Annotated in this window: 16 protein-coding genes; 14 read left to right on the top strand and 2 right to left on the bottom strand. The window is 43.9% G+C overall.

The genetic code is table 11. The features are described 5' to 3' along the window. The first annotated feature begins 2 nt into the window (after positions 1-2). From BMX69_RS17125 to BMX69_RS17115, 3 genes are all read left to right on the top strand, one after another. Entirely contained in the window at positions 3-374 is a 372-nt protein-coding gene (locus BMX69_RS17125) for a DUF2304 domain-containing protein (RefSeq protein WP_038277537.1), read from the top strand. After that, positions 355-1,959, top strand: coding sequence for a DUF2142 domain-containing protein (locus BMX69_RS17120; protein WP_100043020.1), 1,605 nt, complete (start codon positions 355-357; stop codon positions 1,957-1,959). Before BMX69_RS17125 ends, BMX69_RS17120 begins: the two co-directional genes overlap by 20 nt. Positions 1,960-2,046: 87 nt before the next feature. Next, on the top strand, positions 2,047-3,003 hold the full coding sequence (locus BMX69_RS17115) for a glycosyltransferase family 2 protein (RefSeq protein WP_054790214.1): 957 nt from the start codon (positions 2,047-2,049) through the stop codon (positions 3,001-3,003). Between the two features lie 162 nt (positions 3,004-3,165). Here BMX69_RS17115 and BMX69_RS17110 read toward each other — a convergent pair whose 3' ends face one another. Continuing rightward, positions 3,166-4,140: a serine hydrolase domain-containing protein gene (locus BMX69_RS17110; RefSeq protein WP_100043019.1), complete on the bottom strand. Its 975-nt coding sequence runs from the start codon at positions 4,138-4,140 to the stop codon at positions 3,166-3,168. A 212-nt stretch (positions 4,141-4,352) separates the two neighbouring features. Here BMX69_RS17110 and BMX69_RS17105 point away from each other — a divergent pair, with 212 nt between their 5' ends. The 7 genes from BMX69_RS17105 (at position 4,353) to BMX69_RS24185 (ending at position 12,797) form a co-directional block, all read left to right on the top strand. Beyond that, positions 4,353-5,372, top strand: a complete 1,020-nt coding sequence (locus BMX69_RS17105) for a substrate-binding domain-containing protein (RefSeq protein WP_054790215.1) — start codon at positions 4,353-4,355, stop codon at positions 5,370-5,372. A gap of 10 nt (positions 5,373-5,382) precedes the next feature. Next, a complete protein-coding gene (locus BMX69_RS17100) occupies positions 5,383-6,894 on the top strand; it encodes a sensor histidine kinase (RefSeq protein ID WP_100043018.1) in 1,512 nt (503 codons plus the stop codon). Then, positions 6,872-8,458: a response regulator transcription factor gene (locus BMX69_RS17095; protein ID WP_100043017.1), complete on the top strand. Its 1,587-nt coding sequence runs from the start codon at positions 6,872-6,874 to the stop codon at positions 8,456-8,458. Before BMX69_RS17100 ends, BMX69_RS17095 begins: the two co-directional genes overlap by 23 nt. 5 nt (positions 8,459-8,463) lie before the next feature. Beyond that, the gene (locus BMX69_RS17090; RefSeq protein ID WP_100043016.1) at positions 8,464-9,516 is read left to right on the top strand and encodes a sugar ABC transporter substrate-binding protein; all 1,053 of its coding nucleotides are present in this window, start codon (positions 8,464-8,466) and stop codon (positions 9,514-9,516) included. A 233-nt stretch (positions 9,517-9,749) separates the two neighbouring features. Beyond that, entirely contained in the window at positions 9,750-11,141 is a 1,392-nt protein-coding gene (locus tag BMX69_RS17085) for a tryptophanase (protein WP_100043015.1), read from the top strand. A gap of 29 nt (positions 11,142-11,170) precedes the next feature. After that, a complete protein-coding gene (locus BMX69_RS17080; protein ID WP_054790216.1) occupies positions 11,171-12,673 on the top strand; it encodes a sodium-dependent transporter in 1,503 nt (500 codons plus the stop codon). Between the two features lie 16 nt (positions 12,674-12,689). After that, positions 12,690-12,797 carry a methionine/alanine import family NSS transporter small subunit gene (locus BMX69_RS24185; protein ID WP_115639905.1) on the top strand — a complete coding sequence of 36 codons (108 nt, stop codon included), beginning with the start codon at positions 12,690-12,692 and terminating at the stop codon, positions 12,795-12,797. A gap of 69 nt (positions 12,798-12,866) precedes the next feature. On the opposite strand, the gene BMX69_RS17075 is transcribed toward BMX69_RS24185, so the two are convergent. Then, complete coding sequence (locus BMX69_RS17075; RefSeq protein ID WP_100043014.1) at positions 12,867-13,754, bottom strand: LysR family transcriptional regulator; 888 nt, start codon at positions 13,752-13,754, stop codon at positions 12,867-12,869. Positions 13,755-14,037: 283 nt separating this feature from the next. Between BMX69_RS17075 and chvE the strand changes: the two genes are divergently transcribed. The 4 genes from chvE (at position 14,038) to rfbC (ending at position 18,879) form a co-directional block, all read left to right on the top strand. Continuing rightward, complete coding sequence (chvE, locus tag BMX69_RS17070; RefSeq protein WP_100043013.1) at positions 14,038-15,198, top strand: multiple monosaccharide ABC transporter substrate-binding protein; 1,161 nt, start codon at positions 14,038-14,040, stop codon at positions 15,196-15,198. Positions 15,199-15,279: 81 nt separating this feature from the next. After that, complete coding sequence (gene mmsA / locus BMX69_RS17065) at positions 15,280-16,818, top strand: multiple monosaccharide ABC transporter ATP-binding protein (protein WP_054790219.1); 1,539 nt, start codon at positions 15,280-15,282, stop codon at positions 16,816-16,818. A gap of 3 nt (positions 16,819-16,821) precedes the next feature. Next, entirely contained in the window at positions 16,822-17,997 is a 1,176-nt protein-coding gene (gene mmsB / locus BMX69_RS17060) for a multiple monosaccharide ABC transporter permease (RefSeq protein ID WP_100043012.1), read from the top strand. Positions 17,998-18,324: 327 nt separating this feature from the next. Then, positions 18,325-18,879, top strand: a complete 555-nt coding sequence (gene rfbC, locus BMX69_RS17055; protein ID WP_054790220.1) for a dTDP-4-dehydrorhamnose 3,5-epimerase — start codon at positions 18,325-18,327, stop codon at positions 18,877-18,879. Positions 18,880-18,881: the final 2 nt, after the last annotated feature.

Here is an 18,881-nt window from a genome sequence, read left to right as displayed (position 1 = left end):
ACATGACAGTTTTGCTTCGCTGCGTACTGATATGCGTTTCCATATTACTTACATTTTATGTACTTAGAAGAATACGCCATTCTAAGATGAAGATTGAGGATTCCATCTTTTGGGTGATGTTTGCCCTGCTTTTGGTGGTATTCAGCTTATTCCCTCCGTTGGCTGATTTCATTTCCCGGATGGTGGGAACCTATTCCACCGCTAATTTTATCTTTACCTTCATGATATTTATCCTGCTGGTAAAGGTTTTCTTCCAGTCTGTCAAAATATCCCAGCTGGAGCGGAAGATGACGGAGCTGATCCAGATGCTTGCTCTGGACCGGGAAGATGCCAGGGAAAAGGAGGAAGGTCATCATGAAGCTCATTCTGAATAAAAAGGGATTGTGGCTTACGGCGGGAACTTGTTTATTTCTCGCCTTTCTCTTTATAAAAACCTATGAGGAAACCATTGTGGGAATCCCCTCACCGGAATTTGAGGCAGTCCGCCGCTTTTACTGGTGGATCATCGTGTTCGGATGTGGATTTCTGGCGTGTTTGGGAGCAGCTTTGTGGATAGTTAAGACTCCCTCCTTCTTATTGTATCCGGGGACCGTGGTAATTCTTGGACTGTTTTACATGCTGGTTCTGACCCCCTTTTCAACGCCCGATGAAGCGGCCCATTTTACCAGCGCTTACCGGCTCTCCAGCCAGCTTATGGGAAAACCGGCGGTGGCAGATGACTCTTTTCTTTCCCATGCAACAGAGGAGGAAAAGGAGAGGATCAGCCGGGGAGCCAATGTTCTGGTACGGAGCGGCGATGATGCTCCCGGACTTTATACCAATGTGGGACGGGCCACATATAACCTGGTTCTTAAGGAGATGTTTTCCCTTGATAACAGCCAGGGAATGACGGTCCGTTATGAAATACCGGTGAACACTACGCCTGTGGTTTACTTACCCCAGGCCCTTGGGATTTGCCTTGCCAGGCTGCTCCATCTGGGATACATCCCTTTGGTATATCTTGGCAGGCTGTTCAATCTTCTTGCTTTTGCAGGTATGGCAGCCCTGGCTGTGAGGATCATGCCATTTAAAAAAGAGCTTCTCATGGCGGTATCGTGTCTTCCCATGACCCTTCATCTGGCAGCTTCCTTTTCCTATGATACGGCCTTTATCGGTCTGTCCATGCTTTTTCTGGCCTGGTGCTTTTATTTAGCCTTTGAGAAAGAGAAAGTGACCGTAAAGGATACGGTTCTTCTGGCGCTTTTGCTGATCATTCTTGAGCCTGGAAAGATCGTTTATCTGCCGGTGGCTGGGATCTGCCTGTTTATTCCTTCTTCTAAGTTTAAGTCAAAAAGGAATTATTGGATCTCTGTCATAAGCGTTATAACTGCAGTTGTTTTGGCGGTGTTTTTGGTAAACCGTCTGGTACTATCTGCGTGGGCAACCACAACGGAAAGCTATGTGGGCTGGAGTGAAGCAGCAGGATATACGCTGCAGGATGTATGGGAACACCCCTATCGCATCTTTCAAGTATATTATGAAACTATGGTGACCCAGTTTGATTATTATCTGACTACCATGCTTGGAGGATTTCTGGGCAATTTGGACCCTAACCTGACCGTGCCCCCCTTCTGTCTCATGATTTTGTGGTATGTGCTCTTTGTCAGCGTGATAAGGAGAGAAGGGGAAGAAGCTCCGATGTCTGGCTGCCAGAAGCTTTGGATGGTCATTCTGGTGTTTTTAAGTGCCTGTCTGGTTCTTGCCTCCATGCTATTAGGCTGGACGCCACGGGAGCTTACCTATATAACGGGTGTCCAGGGAAGGTATTTTATCCCTCTGCTGCCCCTCGTGCTGTTAGTTGTATTTGATAAACGCCTGGTTATAAACATGGATTTAAGGAAAAGTGCATGGTATCTGGAATGCTTTGTGAGCATCTATGCCCTGATACGCATCTGTTCCACGGCGTGTCTGCGCTATTGATTCATACGAAGGCAACGAGCCAGATGAAAGCTCGCTTGATCTTGGCGGCTGCTTGCGGAGTATTTTACTGGAAGGTAGGAAATTGCAATGGAAGAAAAAAGGCAGGAAAAATCGGTAGATGTGATTATTCCCGTATATAGACCTGATGAAAAGCTGCAGCTTTTGCTGAAACGCCTTGGGGAACAGTCATATCCTATCCGGCGGATCATCATCATGAACACGGAACGGTCCTATTGGAAGGATGAGGAATATGGCTGGGTCCCCAATCTGGAAGTACACCATGTGACAAAAGAGGAATTTGACCATGGCGGCACCAGAAACCAGGGAGCCGGTTATTCTGAGGCAGATATTATGGTATTTATGACTGATGATGCAGTTCCGGCCGATGGGAATTTAATAGGAGCGCTGGTAAGAGGCCTTGACCAGACAGGAAAAGGCGGAGAAAAGGTGGTCATGGCCTATGGAAGGCAGCTGCCGAATCCAGACTGTGCCCTGGCGGAGCAGTATACCCGTTCCTTTAATTATCCGGAACAAAGCCGGGTGAAAACAGGCGGAGACCTAAAGGAGCTGGGAATCAAGACCTTTTTTGCCTCCAACGTCTGCTGCGCCTATGACCGGGCTGCATTTATGGAGGCCGGCAGATTTATTAAACGGACTATTTTTAATGAGGATATGATTTATGCGGGAAATGCAGTAAGACACCGGGGGCAGGCGGTAGCCTATGCAGCCGATGCAAACGTGTATCATTCTCATAATTACGGCTGCATCGCCCAGTTTAAGCGGAATTTTGATCTTGCGGTATCCCAGGCCGACCACCCGGAGGTGTTTGAGGGAATCCGCTCGGAAGGCGAGGGAATCCGTCTTGTGAAAAAGACCTGCGCCTGGCTTTTAAAGGTAAAAAAGCCATGGCTCATTCCCGGAGTAATTGTAAAGAGTGGTTTTAAATACATGGGATATCTTATGGGAAAACGGTATCGCAGCCTGCCCAAGGGGCTGGTTTTAAGCTTTACTATGAACAAGGAATATTGGAAAAAAGAAAGATAAACATTGAGAAATGCAGCCTGGTTAAAAGCCAGACTGCAATGCTGTTAAAAAATAGGCTCAACTTTGAGCCTATTTTTTATTATATGGTTATTTTAGTAGGGAGCAGTTACACCTTGTACTCTACATTTGGGTTATCATGCTGAGCATGGGTGTTCGTTATACTCAGTCCTCAAATATTGGTTCAATACACTCCATAATCAGCCCTATCCTGTCCTTAGCGTCCGGCATGAAAAGAGAAGCGATAGAAACAACCATCTTTTTCTTTGTATTGATGTAAATTACATTTCCCCCGTCTCCCAAAGCTGCATAGACAGGTTCTTTATTATCAAATATCCACCACAGGTAGCCATAAGACAGCCGATCCAATCTGATATGCTCCTTTGTGCTTTCTTCTATCCATTTTTCTGATATGATTTGTTTGTTTTCCCATTTTCCACCGTTTAGATACAATTGACCTATTTTTGCCATATCCTCAGGCGTCAGGAAAAGCCCCCAGCTTGCCGTGTTTATCCCTTGTGGATCAACGACCCAGCCGCTGGTGTTCTTATCATTCATAACGGCGATATGCTCTTCTTTATTGCGTAGTACCACATTGTGCGTAACCTTGATTCCCAGTGGAGAGAATAAATGTTCCGCAGCAAAATCAAGTACCGGCTGCCCCGTTGCTTTTACAAGAATACCTGACAAGATATGTGTACCTATGATAGGAGAATACATAAATTCTCCTGTATGTTTCTCGCCTCCCAATAAATCAAGGGCGGAATTTACCCAGTTATCGCTTGCGAAAAACTCTTCGTATGGCTCAGACTTATATTTATATGGGGCCGTCATGGTAAGCAAATTCTTAAGCGTAATGCCCTGTATTGTTTTTTCGCTTGCTTTAACAGCGTAATCCGGGAAAAAATCTAATACCTTCTGGTCTGCGCTTTTGATAAGTCCCTTATCAATGGCGATACCAATCAATGCAGAAAATACGCTCTTTGTCACCGAAAACACATGAACTGCGTTATCGGCGGTATATCCATTAAAATAGTTTTCATATAATTTTATGCCGTTTTTTTGTACAAGTATGCCCGCGATATTGCTATAGTCACTGTTAATCGTCTTTTCAATCTCTTTCATTTTTTCTTGATTCATATAATTTCCTCCTTTAAGTTGTAAAGGATATCCTTAAGATTAAGATAGGTTAATTAAAAATTAATTGCAAGACATATTTTTAAATAATTAAAAAATTAACAAATTATGATAACCTTTCTGTCAGTCCGGTAAAAATCCGGACTCTTTTCCATTTATTTTTTCCCTGTGATTTAGTATAATGGTTCTAGTGCTATATGAAAAAGGGGATAACCATGGATAACAGAAAGAAAAGCCTGCTGCTGCTGGTTCTGGGGGGATTGTCCAGTATCGTATTTCTTACGCTTCTGACCGCCTCCTTTTACGGATTCGTGTTAAAAAGAATCGGGGTAGAACATGCGGAAAATACCAGAACCTACCGATACCATTATGTCATGATCATCAATGACCTGGATTCTCAGTTCTGGAATGACGTGTACCAGAGTGTAAGGAAAGAAGCAGCCTTACACGATGCTTATGTGGAGCTTAAAGGAAGGAATCAGTCATCGGAATATAATGCTGTGGATTTTATGGACATGAGCATAGCGGCAAAGGTAGATGGGATCCTGCTGGAATTTACGGGAGAAGAGAAGCTGGAAGAGCGGATCAATGAAGCGGCTGCAAAAGGAATACCTGTGGTAACGATATTAAACGATGCTCCTGCAACGGACCGGAAAAGCTATGTTGGAATTAATTCCTATGAGCTGGGGCAGGAATACGGAAATCAGATTTTAAAGATATTACCCCAGGATTCCCGGAAGGCCAGAGTGATGATGCTCCTTCATGATAATTCCATTGACAGCAACCAGTCCCAGATTTTTAATCAGATCAACAACCGGATGGTCACTTCAAAGGAAACTGCGGACCGGATTAAGGTGGAAGAGATCAAGATTCCGTCCGGACGGGCATTTGAAGCTGAGGAAATTGTGCGTAATTTGTTTCAGAACCCCCAGGGTCCCCCGGATATTATTGTCTGCATGGATGAGGTGGATACGGAGGCCGTGTATCAGGCGGTCATCGACTATAACAGCGTAGGTAAGACTCAGGTCATCGGTTATTATAAATCAAAGGCAGCCTTAGAGGCAGTAAGAAAGGGAACGATGGCCATGACCCTTTACATTGACACCGACCAGATGGGGAAATTCAGCGTGCAGGCTCTTACCGAATCCATACATGACGGGAGGACCAATTCCTTTTACAGTGTGGACCTGCAGTTTGTAACAAAGGAAAATACGTCAGATTTCATGAGTAATTAGTGGAGCGGCTATGAAAAATAAATGGGAACACCTATGGGAAAATTTACCGATTGCCCGCAAGCTGTTTTTGGAAGTTGCGGTAACGGCAGCCACGCTTTTTGCCAGCAATTTATTCATCTACGCCCAGATCAACCAGATGGTAGAGCGTATGAATTCTGTATACATAAGCAATGTGAATCTCAATGAGCTGTCGGATGTTTTTTCCGATGTACAGAATTTCATGTACAAATACTTACAGGTAAAGGATTCCGAGTCCTTAACCGATTATTACCGGGCGGAGCAGGATTACAGGAAGCTGTTAGAGGGGCTTAATGTTACGGTAACGGATAATCAGATTCAGATCCTGGAAAAAAATATCCGCAACATGTCGGACAGTTATCTGGCTATCACGGATGAGACAGTACAGGCCAAGAGGGGGCAGAATGTAGAAAAATACAAAAGCTCCTACGAATCGGCTTTAAAGCTTTACCAGTTTATCAACCGTGACATTTCAGTCTTAAACAGCCGGCAGTTTAAAAACAATTCCGCCAGCTATCAGACTCTGCAGGCAGCCCTTCAGTATCTGGAGGTTATAAGTACTGTGATCTTAATGATCGTAATGGTCATAAGCTTGACGGTCATGATGATGATGACAAAGGATATCGTTACACCGCTCACCAATTTAGCCCATACGGCAAAGCTTGTAGGGCAGGGGAATTTCCACGTAAAGGTACCGTCCTTAGGTACCGGAGATGAACTGGGGATCGTAACAGGAACCTTTAATCAAATGGTGGACAGTTTGGACGAGTATGTGAATAAGATTAAGGAGAGCGCGGAAAAAGAGCAGGAGATGAAGGAGCGGGAGCTTTTAATGGAAAACCACTTAAAGGAAGCCCAGTTAAAGTATCTTCAGTCCCAGATCAATCCCCACTTTCTTTTTAATTCCTTGAACGCCGGCGTCCAGTTAGCCATGATGGAGGATGCAGAGAAGACTTCGGTATTTATGGAAAAGATGGCGGATTTTTTTCGCTATAATGTAAAAAAGGGTTCGAGGGATGCCACCATCCGTGAAGAGGTAGAGGCAGTGGAGAACTATGTTTATATATTGAATGTCCGTTTTGCAGGGGATATCCGGTATCATTCAAAGATCGATGAGGAGGCAATGGATTTTTCCATTCCCAGCATGATCTTACAGCCCCTGGTGGAGAATGCGGTGAACCATGGGATCCGGAATATCGAACGGCCGGGAGAAATTTATCTGACCGTGGAGAATCATGAGGAGAAAATAGAAATCCGCATCAGGGATAATGGGGCCGGACTTGAAATGGAAACTCTTGAGAGGATCCTGGCCGGTGGACAAGCCGCAGAAGGGGAGAATTCTACCGGGATCGGTATTCGCAATGTTATATCCCGGCTGGAGCTTTATTATAATGATGACGGTATTTTCCATATGTTCAGTGATGGGAAGGATAAAGGAACCACTGTGGTATTAAGGATTCCAAAAAGAGGGGGAAATGTACATGTTTCGCATACTGGTAGCTGATGATGAGGGGATCATGCTGGAATCCATCAGTCATATCATAAAGTCCAATTTCGGCAGTGATTGTGAGATCGTCTGTGTCAAAACAGGCAGGGCGGTCATTGAGCAGGCCGGCTCCTTCCGGCCGGATATTGCATTCGTGGATATTCAGATGCCTGGATTAAACGGGATCCAGGCAATCAGGGAGGTACGTAAATTCAATCCTTCCGTTGTATTCATTATCATAACAGCCTATGATAAATTTTCTTATGCCCAGGAAGCGGTGAACTTAGGAGTCATGGAGTTTATCATGAAGCCGGTCAATAAAAAGAAAATCCTGGATGTGTGCGTAAAGGCCATGCACCAGGTGGAGGAGGCCAGACAGAAGTTAAGCGATGATTTAAAGATCAGGGAAAAGCTTGAGATCGTAATTCCCATGATCGAAAGCGGGTTCATCTACAGTGTGCTTCAAGAGGATTTAGAGCTTTCTAAGAACGGATACATTGAAATGCTGGACATAAAAAGCCCTTATGGCTTTATGATTATTCTGGAATTCGGGGACAGCATTGAGGGAGGGACCATGACCAATGCCATAGGGGTCAGCGTCCGGGTGAATAAGTATTATCCCATGGTCAGAGAGATTGTTAAGGATTACTTTGATTGTGTCATGGGGCCTGCCATGGGAAACCGGCTGGTACTTTTCCTATCCTTTGAACAGGAAAAAGTACGGTATGAGGAGCGGGTGGAAATCATTACAAGGACCCGGAATATGATCCATAAGCTGGAAAGCACCACGGATATCAAATGCAGGGGAGGGATCGGTTCTGTAAAACCTCTGGAAGGGATCAGAGACTCCTATAAAGAGGCCTTAAAATCCCTGCGGGACAGCGACAGCCATGTAGTGCATATCACGGACATCCCGGCGGTGGCTGATTATGACGGAGAATATCCCCTGGACTTAGAAAACCAGTACCTTCAAAGGGGGACAAAGGCGGACCGGGAAGGAGCATTGTCCTGTGCCGGTGAATTTTTTGACTGGATGCTGGCTCATGACGGAAATGTGAGGTCCAATATTGAGGTAAAGATACTGGAGCTGGTCATGAGACTTGAGAGAAGGGCCTTTGAAGCAGGGAATGTCCGTTATGGTTTCCGTTATCGGGAGAACTACTTAGAAGAACTGATGGAAGCCCCCGATACGGATGCGCTAAGGCGCTGGTTTTTAAATAAGACAAGGGAGATATGCGAAAACATCAGCACTTCCAGGGAGAAGGAGTATGAAAATGTGGTTTCCAGGGTCAAGAGTTATATTGATGAGAATTATGCAAAGGACATTTCTCTTGACGATGCTTCCCGAATGGTTGACATAAGTCCTTATTATTTCAGTAAATTATTTAAGCAGGAGGTGGGAGAGAACTTTATCGAGTATGTAACCAGAACCAGGATTAAGAACGCCAGGCGTCTTCTGGAGGATTCCAGATACAGCATTAAGGAGGTATGTATCATGTCCGGCTACAGCGATCCCAATTATTTCAGCCGGATATTCAAAAAGTATGAAGGGATGACGCCAAGCGAATATAGGGAGAGGTAAGTGTTATGAAAATGGGTCGAGGGAGTTTGTTACTGGTGGTGATGCTCTGCTGTACCTTGGCGGCAGGCTGTGTAAATACCAAGGCAGAGGCAGAGACCGAGGTATCGGCAAAGGCCTGGGATAGGCCCTTACAGATCGGGTTAAGCATTGATTCCTTTGTGATCGAGCGGTGGATCAGGGACCGGGATGTTTTTGTATCAACCGCAAAGGAACTTGGGGCAGAGGTTAATGTACAAAATGCAAACGGGGATGTAAACGAACAGATCGAACAGATAAAGTACTTCATAAAAAAGCAGATGGATGTAATCGTAGTGGTGGCAGGGGACTGTGAAGCTTTATCCGATGTTATGAAAAAGGCAAAAGAGGCGGGGATCAAGACCATGAGCTATGACCGCCTGATCCAGAATGCGGACAGCGATATGTACATATCTTTTGACAACAGGGAGGTCGGAATACTCATGGCGGAAAGCCTGGTAAGAGACATTCCTGAGGGAGGTAAGATTTTTATGATCCAGGGTCCTGAAACGGATTATAATGTGGCATTGGTCCGGGAGGGGTTTGATTCGGTAATAAAGGGGAGAAATCTGGAAGTGGTTTATAAAAGCAACTGTGAGGGCTGGCTTTCCGAGCATGCCTTTGACTATGCCAAAGAAGCGCTGGAAGAGCATCCGGATGTGAAGGGGATCATGTGCGGAAACGACGATCTGGCAACTCAGGTTTTCCGTGCCTTATCTGAGGACAGGATGGCAGGAAGGGTCTGTCTGGTGGGCCAGGATGGGGATCTGATGGCCTGTCAGAGGATTGTGGAAGGAACCCAGAATATGACGGCTTTTAAATCCGTGGAGGAAGAGGCCAGAATCGCAGCGGAATACGCGGTGAAGCTTGGCAGGGGAGAGCCTTTGGTGGGAATTGTAACGACCATTGACGATGGAACTTATGATGTTCCAAGTCTTGAGTTAAAGCCGGTTGCAGTTACCAGGGAAAATATGGATTCCGTTATCATTCAGGGTGGATTCCATGGTAAGGAAGATGTTTACCTAAATGTGAAACAGCAGTAGTGCTTTCTTGTTGTGAAAAAGTCCTGAGCATTCAGTGCTTTTTTATTATAATCCCTCATGGGTATCTCCTGGGATGCACATTCAGTATCTGATCAAACAAGTCTTTTGGATATATATCATAATAGAATTGTTGTTATGCCACTCCTTTTAGTCATTTTACAAACAAATGGTATTGTATTAAAATAAAACTATATCAAAAATATACAAAAAAGCAAAAAGGAGAGAAAACAATCATGGCTGTAAAGTATATTCCAGAACCGTTTAGAATTAAAATGGTAGAACGAATTAAAATGTTAACTCGAGAGGAACGTATTGAAAAGATCAAAGAGGCTAAGTATAATATGTTTGGGTTAAGGGGCGAAGATGTTTATATTGACCTTTTAACCGATAGCGGAACCAATGCTATGAGTGATGACCAATGGTCAGGCGTTATGAAGGGTGATGAAGCATACGCCGGTTCATCCAGTTACTATAAATTATTTGACGCCGGTAAAGATATATTCGGTTATGATTTTATACAGCCGGTTCACCAGGGCCGCGCTGGAGAGAAGGTACTTTTTCCTATTTTCCTTTCCAAGGGCAAATATGCTATTTCCAATATGTTCTTTGATACAACAAGAGCTCATGTGGAACTAGCAGGAGCCAGAGCCATCGACTGCGTGGTAGAAGAAGCAAAAAATCCTTCTGTAAGAGCTCCCTTTAAAGGCAACATGGATGTTGTTAAATTAGAAAAGCTGATCAATGAACTGGGTGCTGAAAATGTTGGTCTTGTTGTAATGACGATTACGAACAATTCGGCAGGCGGTCAGCCTGTATCCATGGCAAATATGAGAGAGGTATCAGAAATCTGTAAGAAGTATCGTATTCCTCTTAATATTGATGCTGCCAGATACGCTGAAAATGCTTTTTTCTTAAAGCAGCGGGAAGAAGAATGCAAAGATATGTCCATTAAAGAAATTGTCAATAAAATCTTCAGTTATGGCGATATGTTTACGATGTCTGCCAAAAAGGATACCATCGTAAATATCGGCGGCCTGATTGGAATAAAGGATGACAATTCACCAATTATATTAAAAGTGAAAGCTAACTGTATTTCTTTCGAAGGATTTTTTACTTATGGTGGACTTTCCGGACGTGATCTTGAAGCCCTGGCAATTGGACTTTACGAAGGAATCGATGAAGACTTCTTAAGATACCGCATCGGCCAGATGGAATACCTGGCAGCTAAATTAGATGATGCAGGAATCGCTTACCAAGCCCCGGTTGGAGGCCATGGAGTCTTTGTAGATGCGGCAGAATTTTTCCCGCATATCCCTTATAATGAATTCCCTGCGCAGGTGCTGGCAATAGAGCTTTACAAAGAGGCTGGAATCAGAACCTGTGACATCGGTTCTTTTATGCTGGGTAACGATCCTGATACCGGAGTGCAGCTTCATTCCGAGTTTGAATTTACCCGCTTTGCGATTCCGCGCCGTGTTTATACACAGGCACATATTGACATTATGGCTGATGCATTAATCGCAATCAAGCAAAGAGCGTCGGAAATTGAGCGAGGATACCGCATCACCTGGGAGCCGCCGATTTTACGTCACTTCCAGGCATCTTTGGAACCCATCGAATATTAGATTATATCCGACACCAGGGGGTATTTACTATGCGTGATCAATGGAATAGCAGAACAGGATTTTTATTTGCAGCAATTGGGGCTGCGGTAGGATTAGGTAATTTATGGAGATTTCCGTTTCAAGCTTATAAAAATGGTGGAGGAGCATTTTTCCTTCCATACTTTGTAGCTATTATTACATGTGCCGTTCCCTTAATGATCATGGAATACACCTATGGTCGGAGAATACGTGGCGGTTCCACAAAAGCATTTGCCAAACTGAAAAAGAAGTTTGAGATTATTGGCTGGGTACAGGTTATGGTACCGATCGTAGTCATGATGTTCTACAGCACCATTATTTCCATATCCGTCGTCTTCATGATCTACTGTATCGGTCATACCTTCGGTATGGTAAACTGGATGAGCAATCCAGGCCCTTTGCTAGGTGCTATTACCGGGCAGGCCCAGAATGCCTTCGACTTTGCAAGCGGCTTCAGCTTTTATATGCTGGGCGCAGTGGTTGTCGTGTGGTTTGCCAACTGGGCCATCGTCCGGCAGGGAATTTCCGGAGGAATTGAAAAAGCCTCAAAGATATTTACTCCACTGCTCATGATTCTAATGATAATATTTATGATTAATTCCATGAGGTTAGAGGGGGCCAGTATCGGGTTAAATGCATTATTTACACCGGACTTTACTAAAATTTTAAACCCCAGTATATGGGTTGCAGCATATGCACAGGTATTTTTCTCCACCACACTAGCTGTGGGTGTTATGATTGCATACGGCTCTTATCTGGGAGAAAAACAGGATATCGTAAACAACTCGTTTATCACGGTACTTTCAAACAGCTCGTTTGATATTATTGCAGGGATTACCGTATTTTCAACCCTGGGATTTCTGGTTAATAAGCAGGGAGTTTCCTTTGACTCATTTGGAAACGGAGCCGGAGTTGCTTTTATCGCATTTCCTATCGCAATTTCAACCATGTCATCAAATATTTTGGTTCAAGGCATTTTAGGATTTTTATTCTTCTTCTGCTTATTTATAGCCGGTATTTCCTCCAGTATTTCTATGCTTGAGGCATTCAATACCGCAGCCCTGGATAAATTTAAAATTTCACGTAAAAAGCTAACAGGCATCATATCCATCGCCGGCTTTATTGGAAGTGCCACCTTTGCTACATACTGCGGATTCAACTATATTTTGGATCTTGTGGATTCTTACGTGGCAAACTATGTAATTGCGACTCTTGGACTGGTGGAAGTTATTGCAATCAGTTACATTTATGGCACGGAGAAACTCAGAGAAGATGCGAATCAGTATTCTGACTTCAAGGTCGGTAAATGGTGGGATTACTTGCTAAAATATTTTACGCCAATATTACTTGGAATTACCGTTATTTCAAATTTTGTGTCCGGTATTATGAAGATGTTTGGTATGGATTCTGTAACCTTGATGTCTAATGTTGTGTTTGGCTGGGGAACTGTTGTGCTTATGATCGGTGTTGCCATTGTGTTCTGTAAGCGTCCATGGCAAGTTGAAATTGAATAACTAAGGGGGAATTACTATGAATCCATTTGCATTGGTTATGATGATTGTTGGCTGTTCCGTTGTATGGGGTGGACTGTTCCTATGCGTTGGCATAGCCCTGACTAAAAAGCCGGATAATAAATAAGGCATAAAAATCAAAAGGGATATTGCAAAACTAACCAGGTTAGTCGGGCAATATCCCTTAGTACATATGTTAACTGTCTTTTAGAGAAGCCAATCCAAGAAAAATATTTATAAAAGGATTCTCATTGGATTTTTGGAACATGGCAACAAAATTACCAGGATCAAAATCCTTTAAATTAATCGCTTTCACATTCGGTGTTAAATGCTTGGTACAAATACTCGGTAAGAATGCCACACCAAGCCCGGATTCTACCATTAATATCTGTGATTCCAGGCTATTTGCATTAATAATATTATTGATGTTAAGACCGGCCGTCATCGTAAATTGTCTTAAGATATCCAGGGAGCAGGGACCTGAATCTTCACTTAAAGTAATTAATGTACAATCATTAAGTGAATCAGCCGATATGGTATCATACTGAGCAAGGGGATGCTTTTTATTTACAATGATATACATCGTAGAAGGGAAAACCTGCTTTACCACCGTCTCATCCTGTGATACAAAAGCGGGACTAAACGGAAGAGTGAAGACGATATCTAATTTTCCTGCCTGTAAGTATGTTATAAGGTCGTTATAGCTATATTTGGCAACCAGGACATCAATATCCGGATAAAGGGTTCGAAACTCAGAAACTACTTGTGCTATTAAAATATGCTCATAATGACCAAAGCCGATTTCTAATACTTTGGGATGCAGCTTAGCCGTTTTTTGGGTTTGGGAGATCATATCATTGTACAGATCTATTACCTTTAAAGCCTTGTTATAAAAAACTTCTCCGGCAGATGTAAGTAAAACAGTCCTGTTGTTACGTTTTAGCAAAACGACTCCCAATTCTTCTTCGATCGATGCAATCTGGCGGCTCATCGCTGTTTGCACCATGTGGTGTTCCTGGGCAGCTTTTGTAAAATTCTTATGTTTTACAACTGAAATAAAATAAGATAATTTCCTGATTTCCATTTAACCACCATATCTTTTCAATGAGACTATAAGAAAAACTTATACCATTCCTATTTTAACAAGATGTCTGAAAAATTGCAACCTTAAGTCTTAATTTCCTCTCTGTTTACAGCAATTGCTATGCCAGCATCAGTAGCATTTTCTTGACTCGAAAAAGTCCTGTGCATCCAGGGCATTTTTTTTTCTGGATTAATCAGTGCTAATGATTCGCAAACAAGTCCTGTTCTATTCGTGTTAAGATAAAACTGTCAGCAAAAACAAAAATTGGAGGAGGAAGAGAAACATGAAACGAAAATTTTTAGCGGCTGCAATGGCCCTTGCCTTAACGGCAGGAATGCTTTCCGGATGCGGGAGCTCTAAAAGTTCTGCACCGGAGAACAAAGAAACACAGACAACTGCAGCAGCCACCACAGAAGCTGCCAAAGCTGAGACCAAGGCAGAGGAAACAAAAGCAACGAAGGGGAATGGAACCTTAGTCGGAGTCGCCATGCCCACCAAGGATCTGCAGAGATGGAACCAGGATGGAACTAATATGAAGAAGGAACTGGAAGATGCCGGCTATAAGGTAGATTTACAGTATGCCAGCAATGATGTCCAGACCCAGGTATCCCAGGTGGAGAACATGATCTCCAACGGCTGCCAGATATTGGTCATTGCTTCTATTGACGGAAGCTCTTTGGGAGAGCCTTTAAGCCAGGCCAAAGCCATGGGAATTCCGGTTATTTCCTACGACCGTCTGATTATGAACTCTGATGCAGTTACATATTATGCTACCTTTGATAACTATAAAGTCGGACAAAAACAGGGTGAGTATCTGGTAGAAGCTCTGGATCTTGAGAAGGCAACGGAACCTAAGAACATCGAGCTGTTTACCGGTGATCCGGCGGATAACAACTGTAACTTCTTCTTTGGCGGAGCCATGGATGTCCTTAAAAAGTATATTGACAACGGAAAGCTTGTAGTAAAATCCGGCCAGACTGCTTTTGAGCAGGTAGCAACCGCTAACTGGGATTCAGAGAAATCCCAGAATCGTATGGATACCATTATCGCAGGTAACTATTCCGACGGAACTGTATTGGATGCAGTCCTCTGCTCCAACGACTCCACCGCTCTTGGCGTGGAGAATGCCCTTGCTTCTTCCTATACCGGAAAATACCCGGTCATCACCGGGCAGGATTGCGATATTGCCAATGTAAAGAACATGCTTCAGGGGAAACAGTCCATGAGTATCTTTAAGGATACCCGTACCCTTGCTTCTCAGGTAGTAAAAATGGTGGATTCCGTTATGCAGGGAGGAGAAGCCGAGATCAATGATACCAAATCCTATGATAACGGAACCGGAATTATCCCAACTTATCTGTGTGACCCAGTGGTTGTAACGGTTGACAACTATAAAGATATGTTAATTACTTCCGGATATTACACGGAAGACCAGTTAAAGTAATAGAAATTATTTTCTTATGAGGACGGCTTCTTACAGATAGAGAGGCCGTCCTTAAGAAATGACGGCAAGGGAGGGATATTCTTGGCAAAAATACTTTTGGAAATGAAGAGCATAACCAAGACATTTCCAGGCGTTAAGGCTCTGGATAATGTAAACCTTCAGGTAGAGGAAGGTGAGATCCATGCCCTGGTGGGTGAAAATGGAGCTGGCAAATCTACCTTGATGAACGTGCTCAGCGGCATTTATCCCTATGGCACCTATGAGGGAGATATTATTTATAACGGAGAGATCTGCAAATTTAACCGTATCAGTGACAGTGAACAAAAGGGAATCGTCATCATTCATCAGGAGCTGGCTCTTGTCCCCTATATGACGATTGCTGAAAATATGTATCTGGGAAATGAAAAGGGTAAAAGGTACGCGATCAACTGGAATGAAACCTATGGAGAGGCGGACCGGTACTTAAATACAGTGGGACTTATGGAATCTTCCCATACTTTAATTAAGGATATCAGCGTGGGAAAGCAGCAGCTGGTGGAAATTGCAAAGGCACTTGCAAAGGATGCCAGGCTTTTGATCCTGGATGAGCCTACAGCATCCTTAAATGAAGATGATTCCAAAGCGCTTCTGGAGCTTTTGTTGAAATTTAAATCAGAGGGATTAACCTCTATCATTATTTCTCATAAACTGAATGAAATTGCCTATGTGGCGGATAAGATCACAGTCATCCGCGACGGCTCAACCATAGAAACACTGGACAGGAAAAAAGATGCCATTACCGAGGACCGTATTATCAAAGGCATGGTAGGGCGGGAACTGGTGGACCGGTTTCCCAAGCGGGAAGACGTGGAAATTGGTGAAAAAGCCATGGAGGTGGAGCACTGGAATGCCTGCCATCCTCTGTATTCGGACCGGAAGGTAGTAAATGATGTCTCCTTTTATGTGAGGAAAGGAGAGGTCGTAGGAATCTGCGGCCTGATGGGCGCCGGAAGAACAGAGCTTGCCATGAGCATTTTCGGAAAGAGCTACGGTGTCAATATTTCGGGAAAGGTCCGCATCAAAGGGCAGGAAGTAGCGTTAAACTCCGTCCGGGAAGCCATACGCCATAAGCTTGCCTATGTTACCGAAGACCGGAAAGGCAATGGCCTGATCCTTGGAAATCCTATTAAGATCAACACGACCCTTGCAAATATGCAGGCAGTCAGCCGCCGCTCCATTATTGATAAGGATAAGGAATTTGCAGTTGCAGAGGATTACCGGGATAAGTTAAAGACCAAGTGCCCCTCTGTGGAACAGAATGTAGGGAACTTAAGCGGCGGAAACCAGCAGAAGGTCCTCCTTTCAAAATGGATGTTTGCAGAGCCGGATATTCTGATTTTAGATGAACCCACCAGAGGAATCGATGTGGGCGCAAAATACGAAATATACTGTATCATCAACCGCCTGGCTGCGGAAGGCAAATCTGTCATCATGATATCATCGGAGCTTCCTGAGGTACTTGGAATGTCCGACCGCATTTATATCATGAATGAGGGCCGTATGGTGGGAGAGGTCAGTGCGGCCGAGGCAACTCAGGAGAAGATTATGGCCTGTATTTTAAAATCAGATAAAGGAGAGTAGAAGATGGAGAATAAGATGAAATTATCTGAGGGATTAAAAAAATATACGATGGTGATCGTTCTGGCCGTTGTAATCTTTCTTTTCACGGTCAATACCGGAGGGAAGATGCTTCTGCCCCAGAATGTGAACAACTTGATTGCCCAAAACGCCTACGTATTTATTCTGGCAACCGGCATGCTTTTTTGCATTCTTACGGGAGGTAACATTGACTTATCCGTAGGCTCTGTGGTCTGCTTTGTAGGAGCCGTAGGCGGAAGTATGATGATCACCATGGGGATCAACCCCTATCTGACCCTGCTTGCAATGCTGATCATCGGTATGCTGGTAGGCGCATGGCAGGGCTTCTGGATCGCCTATGTACGGATCCCTCCCTTTATCGTGACTCTGGCCGGCATGCTCATGTTCCGTGGGTTGTCCAATGTGGTTTTGCAGGGAATGACCTTGTCCCCCATTCCGGATCCGTTTTTAAATCTGTTTAATACCTATGTTCCGGATCTGTTCGGGATGCAGGGCTTTAACCTGACCTGTTTTTTAGTGGGAATCATTGCCTGCCTGGTTTTTGTGGCACTGGAACTTTTAAACCGCAGAAGAAAGCTTCAAAAGGGATACAGGGTGGATCCGATTGGAGGCATGGCAATCAAGATGACTCTTATCAGTTTTGTGGTCCTGTTTGTTATGTATAAGCTGGCAAGATATAAAGGCATTCCCAATGCCCTGATCTGGGTGACTGCGATCATCGGGATTTACAGCTATATTTCTTCCAAAACTACCACAGGGCGGTATTTTTACGCTGTGGGTGGAAATGAGAAGGCAACCAGACTCTCCGGTATTGATACCAATAAGGTGTATTTCCTCGCTTATTTAAATATGGGACTGCTGGCAGCAGTGGCAGGCATGGTGACGGTTGCCCGCTTAAATTCCGCCAATCCCACAGCAGGAAACAGCTATGAAATGGATGCCATCGGTGCCTGCTTTATCGGAGGCGCTTCCGCATACGGCGGTACCGGAACTGTACCGGGAGTAATCGTGGGTGCGACCCTGATGGGCGTGCTTAACTTAGGCATGAGCATCATGGGTGTGGACCAGAACCTTCAGAAGGTGGTAAAGGGTGCGGTTCTTATGGCGGCGGTTATTTTTGATGTGGTAAGTAAGAGAAAGTCATTTATAGTTAAGCAGTAAATTGAGAAGAATTTCTCCCGAATCATTAAATTGTTGATCAGATATGGAAATATGAGTCCATAAAGAATTAAAATGCTGTTATCTTGTACAGATGTACGAGATGCAGCATTTTTTAATCTTCAATAAAAGACATTTTTCGCATTTCATTCTACCTGGATTCTCCTGAGAATGAGCGGCTTATTTTAATAAAAATCCCCCTATATATAGAAATCTGGTCAAACTTGTGGTAGAATGCTACAAGTAAAAGAATGTTTTTAAAAGATAAATACCTTAGAGGTATACGATTATGTCAAAAAAATAGACAGAAAGTGGAAAGGAACATAAATTATGGGAAAGATAAAGGTATCAACATGCGGAATAGAAGGACTTTTTGTCATTGAGCCTGCGGTATTTCACGATACCAGAGGATATTTCATGGAAACCTATAATCAGAATGATTTTAGAGAAGCCGGACTTGACATGGTTTTTGTACAGGACAACCAGTCCATGTCTACAAAAGGCGTACTGCGGGGGCTTCATTTCCAGAAGCAGTTCCCCCAGGGAAAGCTGGTAAGGGTCGTAAGAGGAAAAGTATTTGACGTTGCGGTGGATTTGCGTTCCGCTTCTGAAACTTATGGTAAATGGTTTGGGGTGGAGCTGTCTGCAGAAAACAAAAAGCAGTTCTACATTCCGGAAGGCTTTGCCCATGGATTTTTAGTTTTATCCGATGAGGCAGAATTCGCATATAAATGTACCGATTTCTATCACCCGGGTGATGAGGGCGGTATTTTATGGAGTGACCCGTCAATTGGCATTGGCTGGCCGATTGAGGAAGGTATGGAGCTGGTCATTTCTGAGAAGGATCAGAAATGGAGCGGAATCCGGGATACCTTCAAATTTTAGTG

This window comes from Lacrimispora sphenoides JCM 1415, from assembly GCF_900105615.1.
Classification (GTDB): Bacteria; Bacillota; Clostridia; order Lachnospirales; family Lachnospiraceae; genus Lacrimispora; species Lacrimispora sphenoides.
This window is presented reverse-complemented; position numbering and strand designations above follow the sequence as displayed.

Coding starts and splice junctions, on each gene's coding strand:
- BMX69_RS17080 (WP_054790216.1), top strand. CDS start 11,171: ATGCGTGATCAATGGAATAGCAGAACAGGATTTTTATTTGCAGCAATT.
- BMX69_RS17085 (WP_100043015.1), top strand. CDS start 9,750: ATGGCTGTAAAGTATATTCCAGAACCGTTTAGAATTAAAATGGTAGAA.
- rfbC (WP_054790220.1), top strand. CDS start 18,325: ATGGGAAAGATAAAGGTATCAACATGCGGAATAGAAGGACTTTTTGTC.
- BMX69_RS17120 (WP_100043020.1), top strand. CDS start 355: ATGAAGCTCATTCTGAATAAAAAGGGATTGTGGCTTACGGCGGGAACT.
- chvE (WP_100043013.1), top strand. CDS start 14,038: ATGAAACGAAAATTTTTAGCGGCTGCAATGGCCCTTGCCTTAACGGCA.
- BMX69_RS24185 (WP_115639905.1), top strand. CDS start 12,690: ATGAATCCATTTGCATTGGTTATGATGATTGTTGGCTGTTCCGTTGTA.
- BMX69_RS17100 (WP_100043018.1), top strand. CDS start 5,383: ATGAAAAATAAATGGGAACACCTATGGGAAAATTTACCGATTGCCCGC.
- BMX69_RS17110 (WP_100043019.1), bottom strand. CDS start 4,140: ATGAATCAAGAAAAAATGAAAGAGATTGAAAAGACGATTAACAGTGAC.
- BMX69_RS17125 (WP_038277537.1), top strand. CDS start 3: ATGACAGTTTTGCTTCGCTGCGTACTGATATGCGTTTCCATATTACTT.
- mmsB (WP_100043012.1), top strand. CDS start 16,822: ATGGAGAATAAGATGAAATTATCTGAGGGATTAAAAAAATATACGATG.
- BMX69_RS17095 (WP_100043017.1), top strand. CDS start 6,872: ATGTTTCGCATACTGGTAGCTGATGATGAGGGGATCATGCTGGAATCC.
- BMX69_RS17115 (WP_054790214.1), top strand. CDS start 2,047: ATGGAAGAAAAAAGGCAGGAAAAATCGGTAGATGTGATTATTCCCGTA.
- BMX69_RS17105 (WP_054790215.1), top strand. CDS start 4,353: ATGGATAACAGAAAGAAAAGCCTGCTGCTGCTGGTTCTGGGGGGATTG.
- BMX69_RS17075 (WP_100043014.1), bottom strand. CDS start 13,754: ATGGAAATCAGGAAATTATCTTATTTTATTTCAGTTGTAAAACATAAG.
- BMX69_RS17090 (WP_100043016.1), top strand. CDS start 8,464: ATGAAAATGGGTCGAGGGAGTTTGTTACTGGTGGTGATGCTCTGCTGT.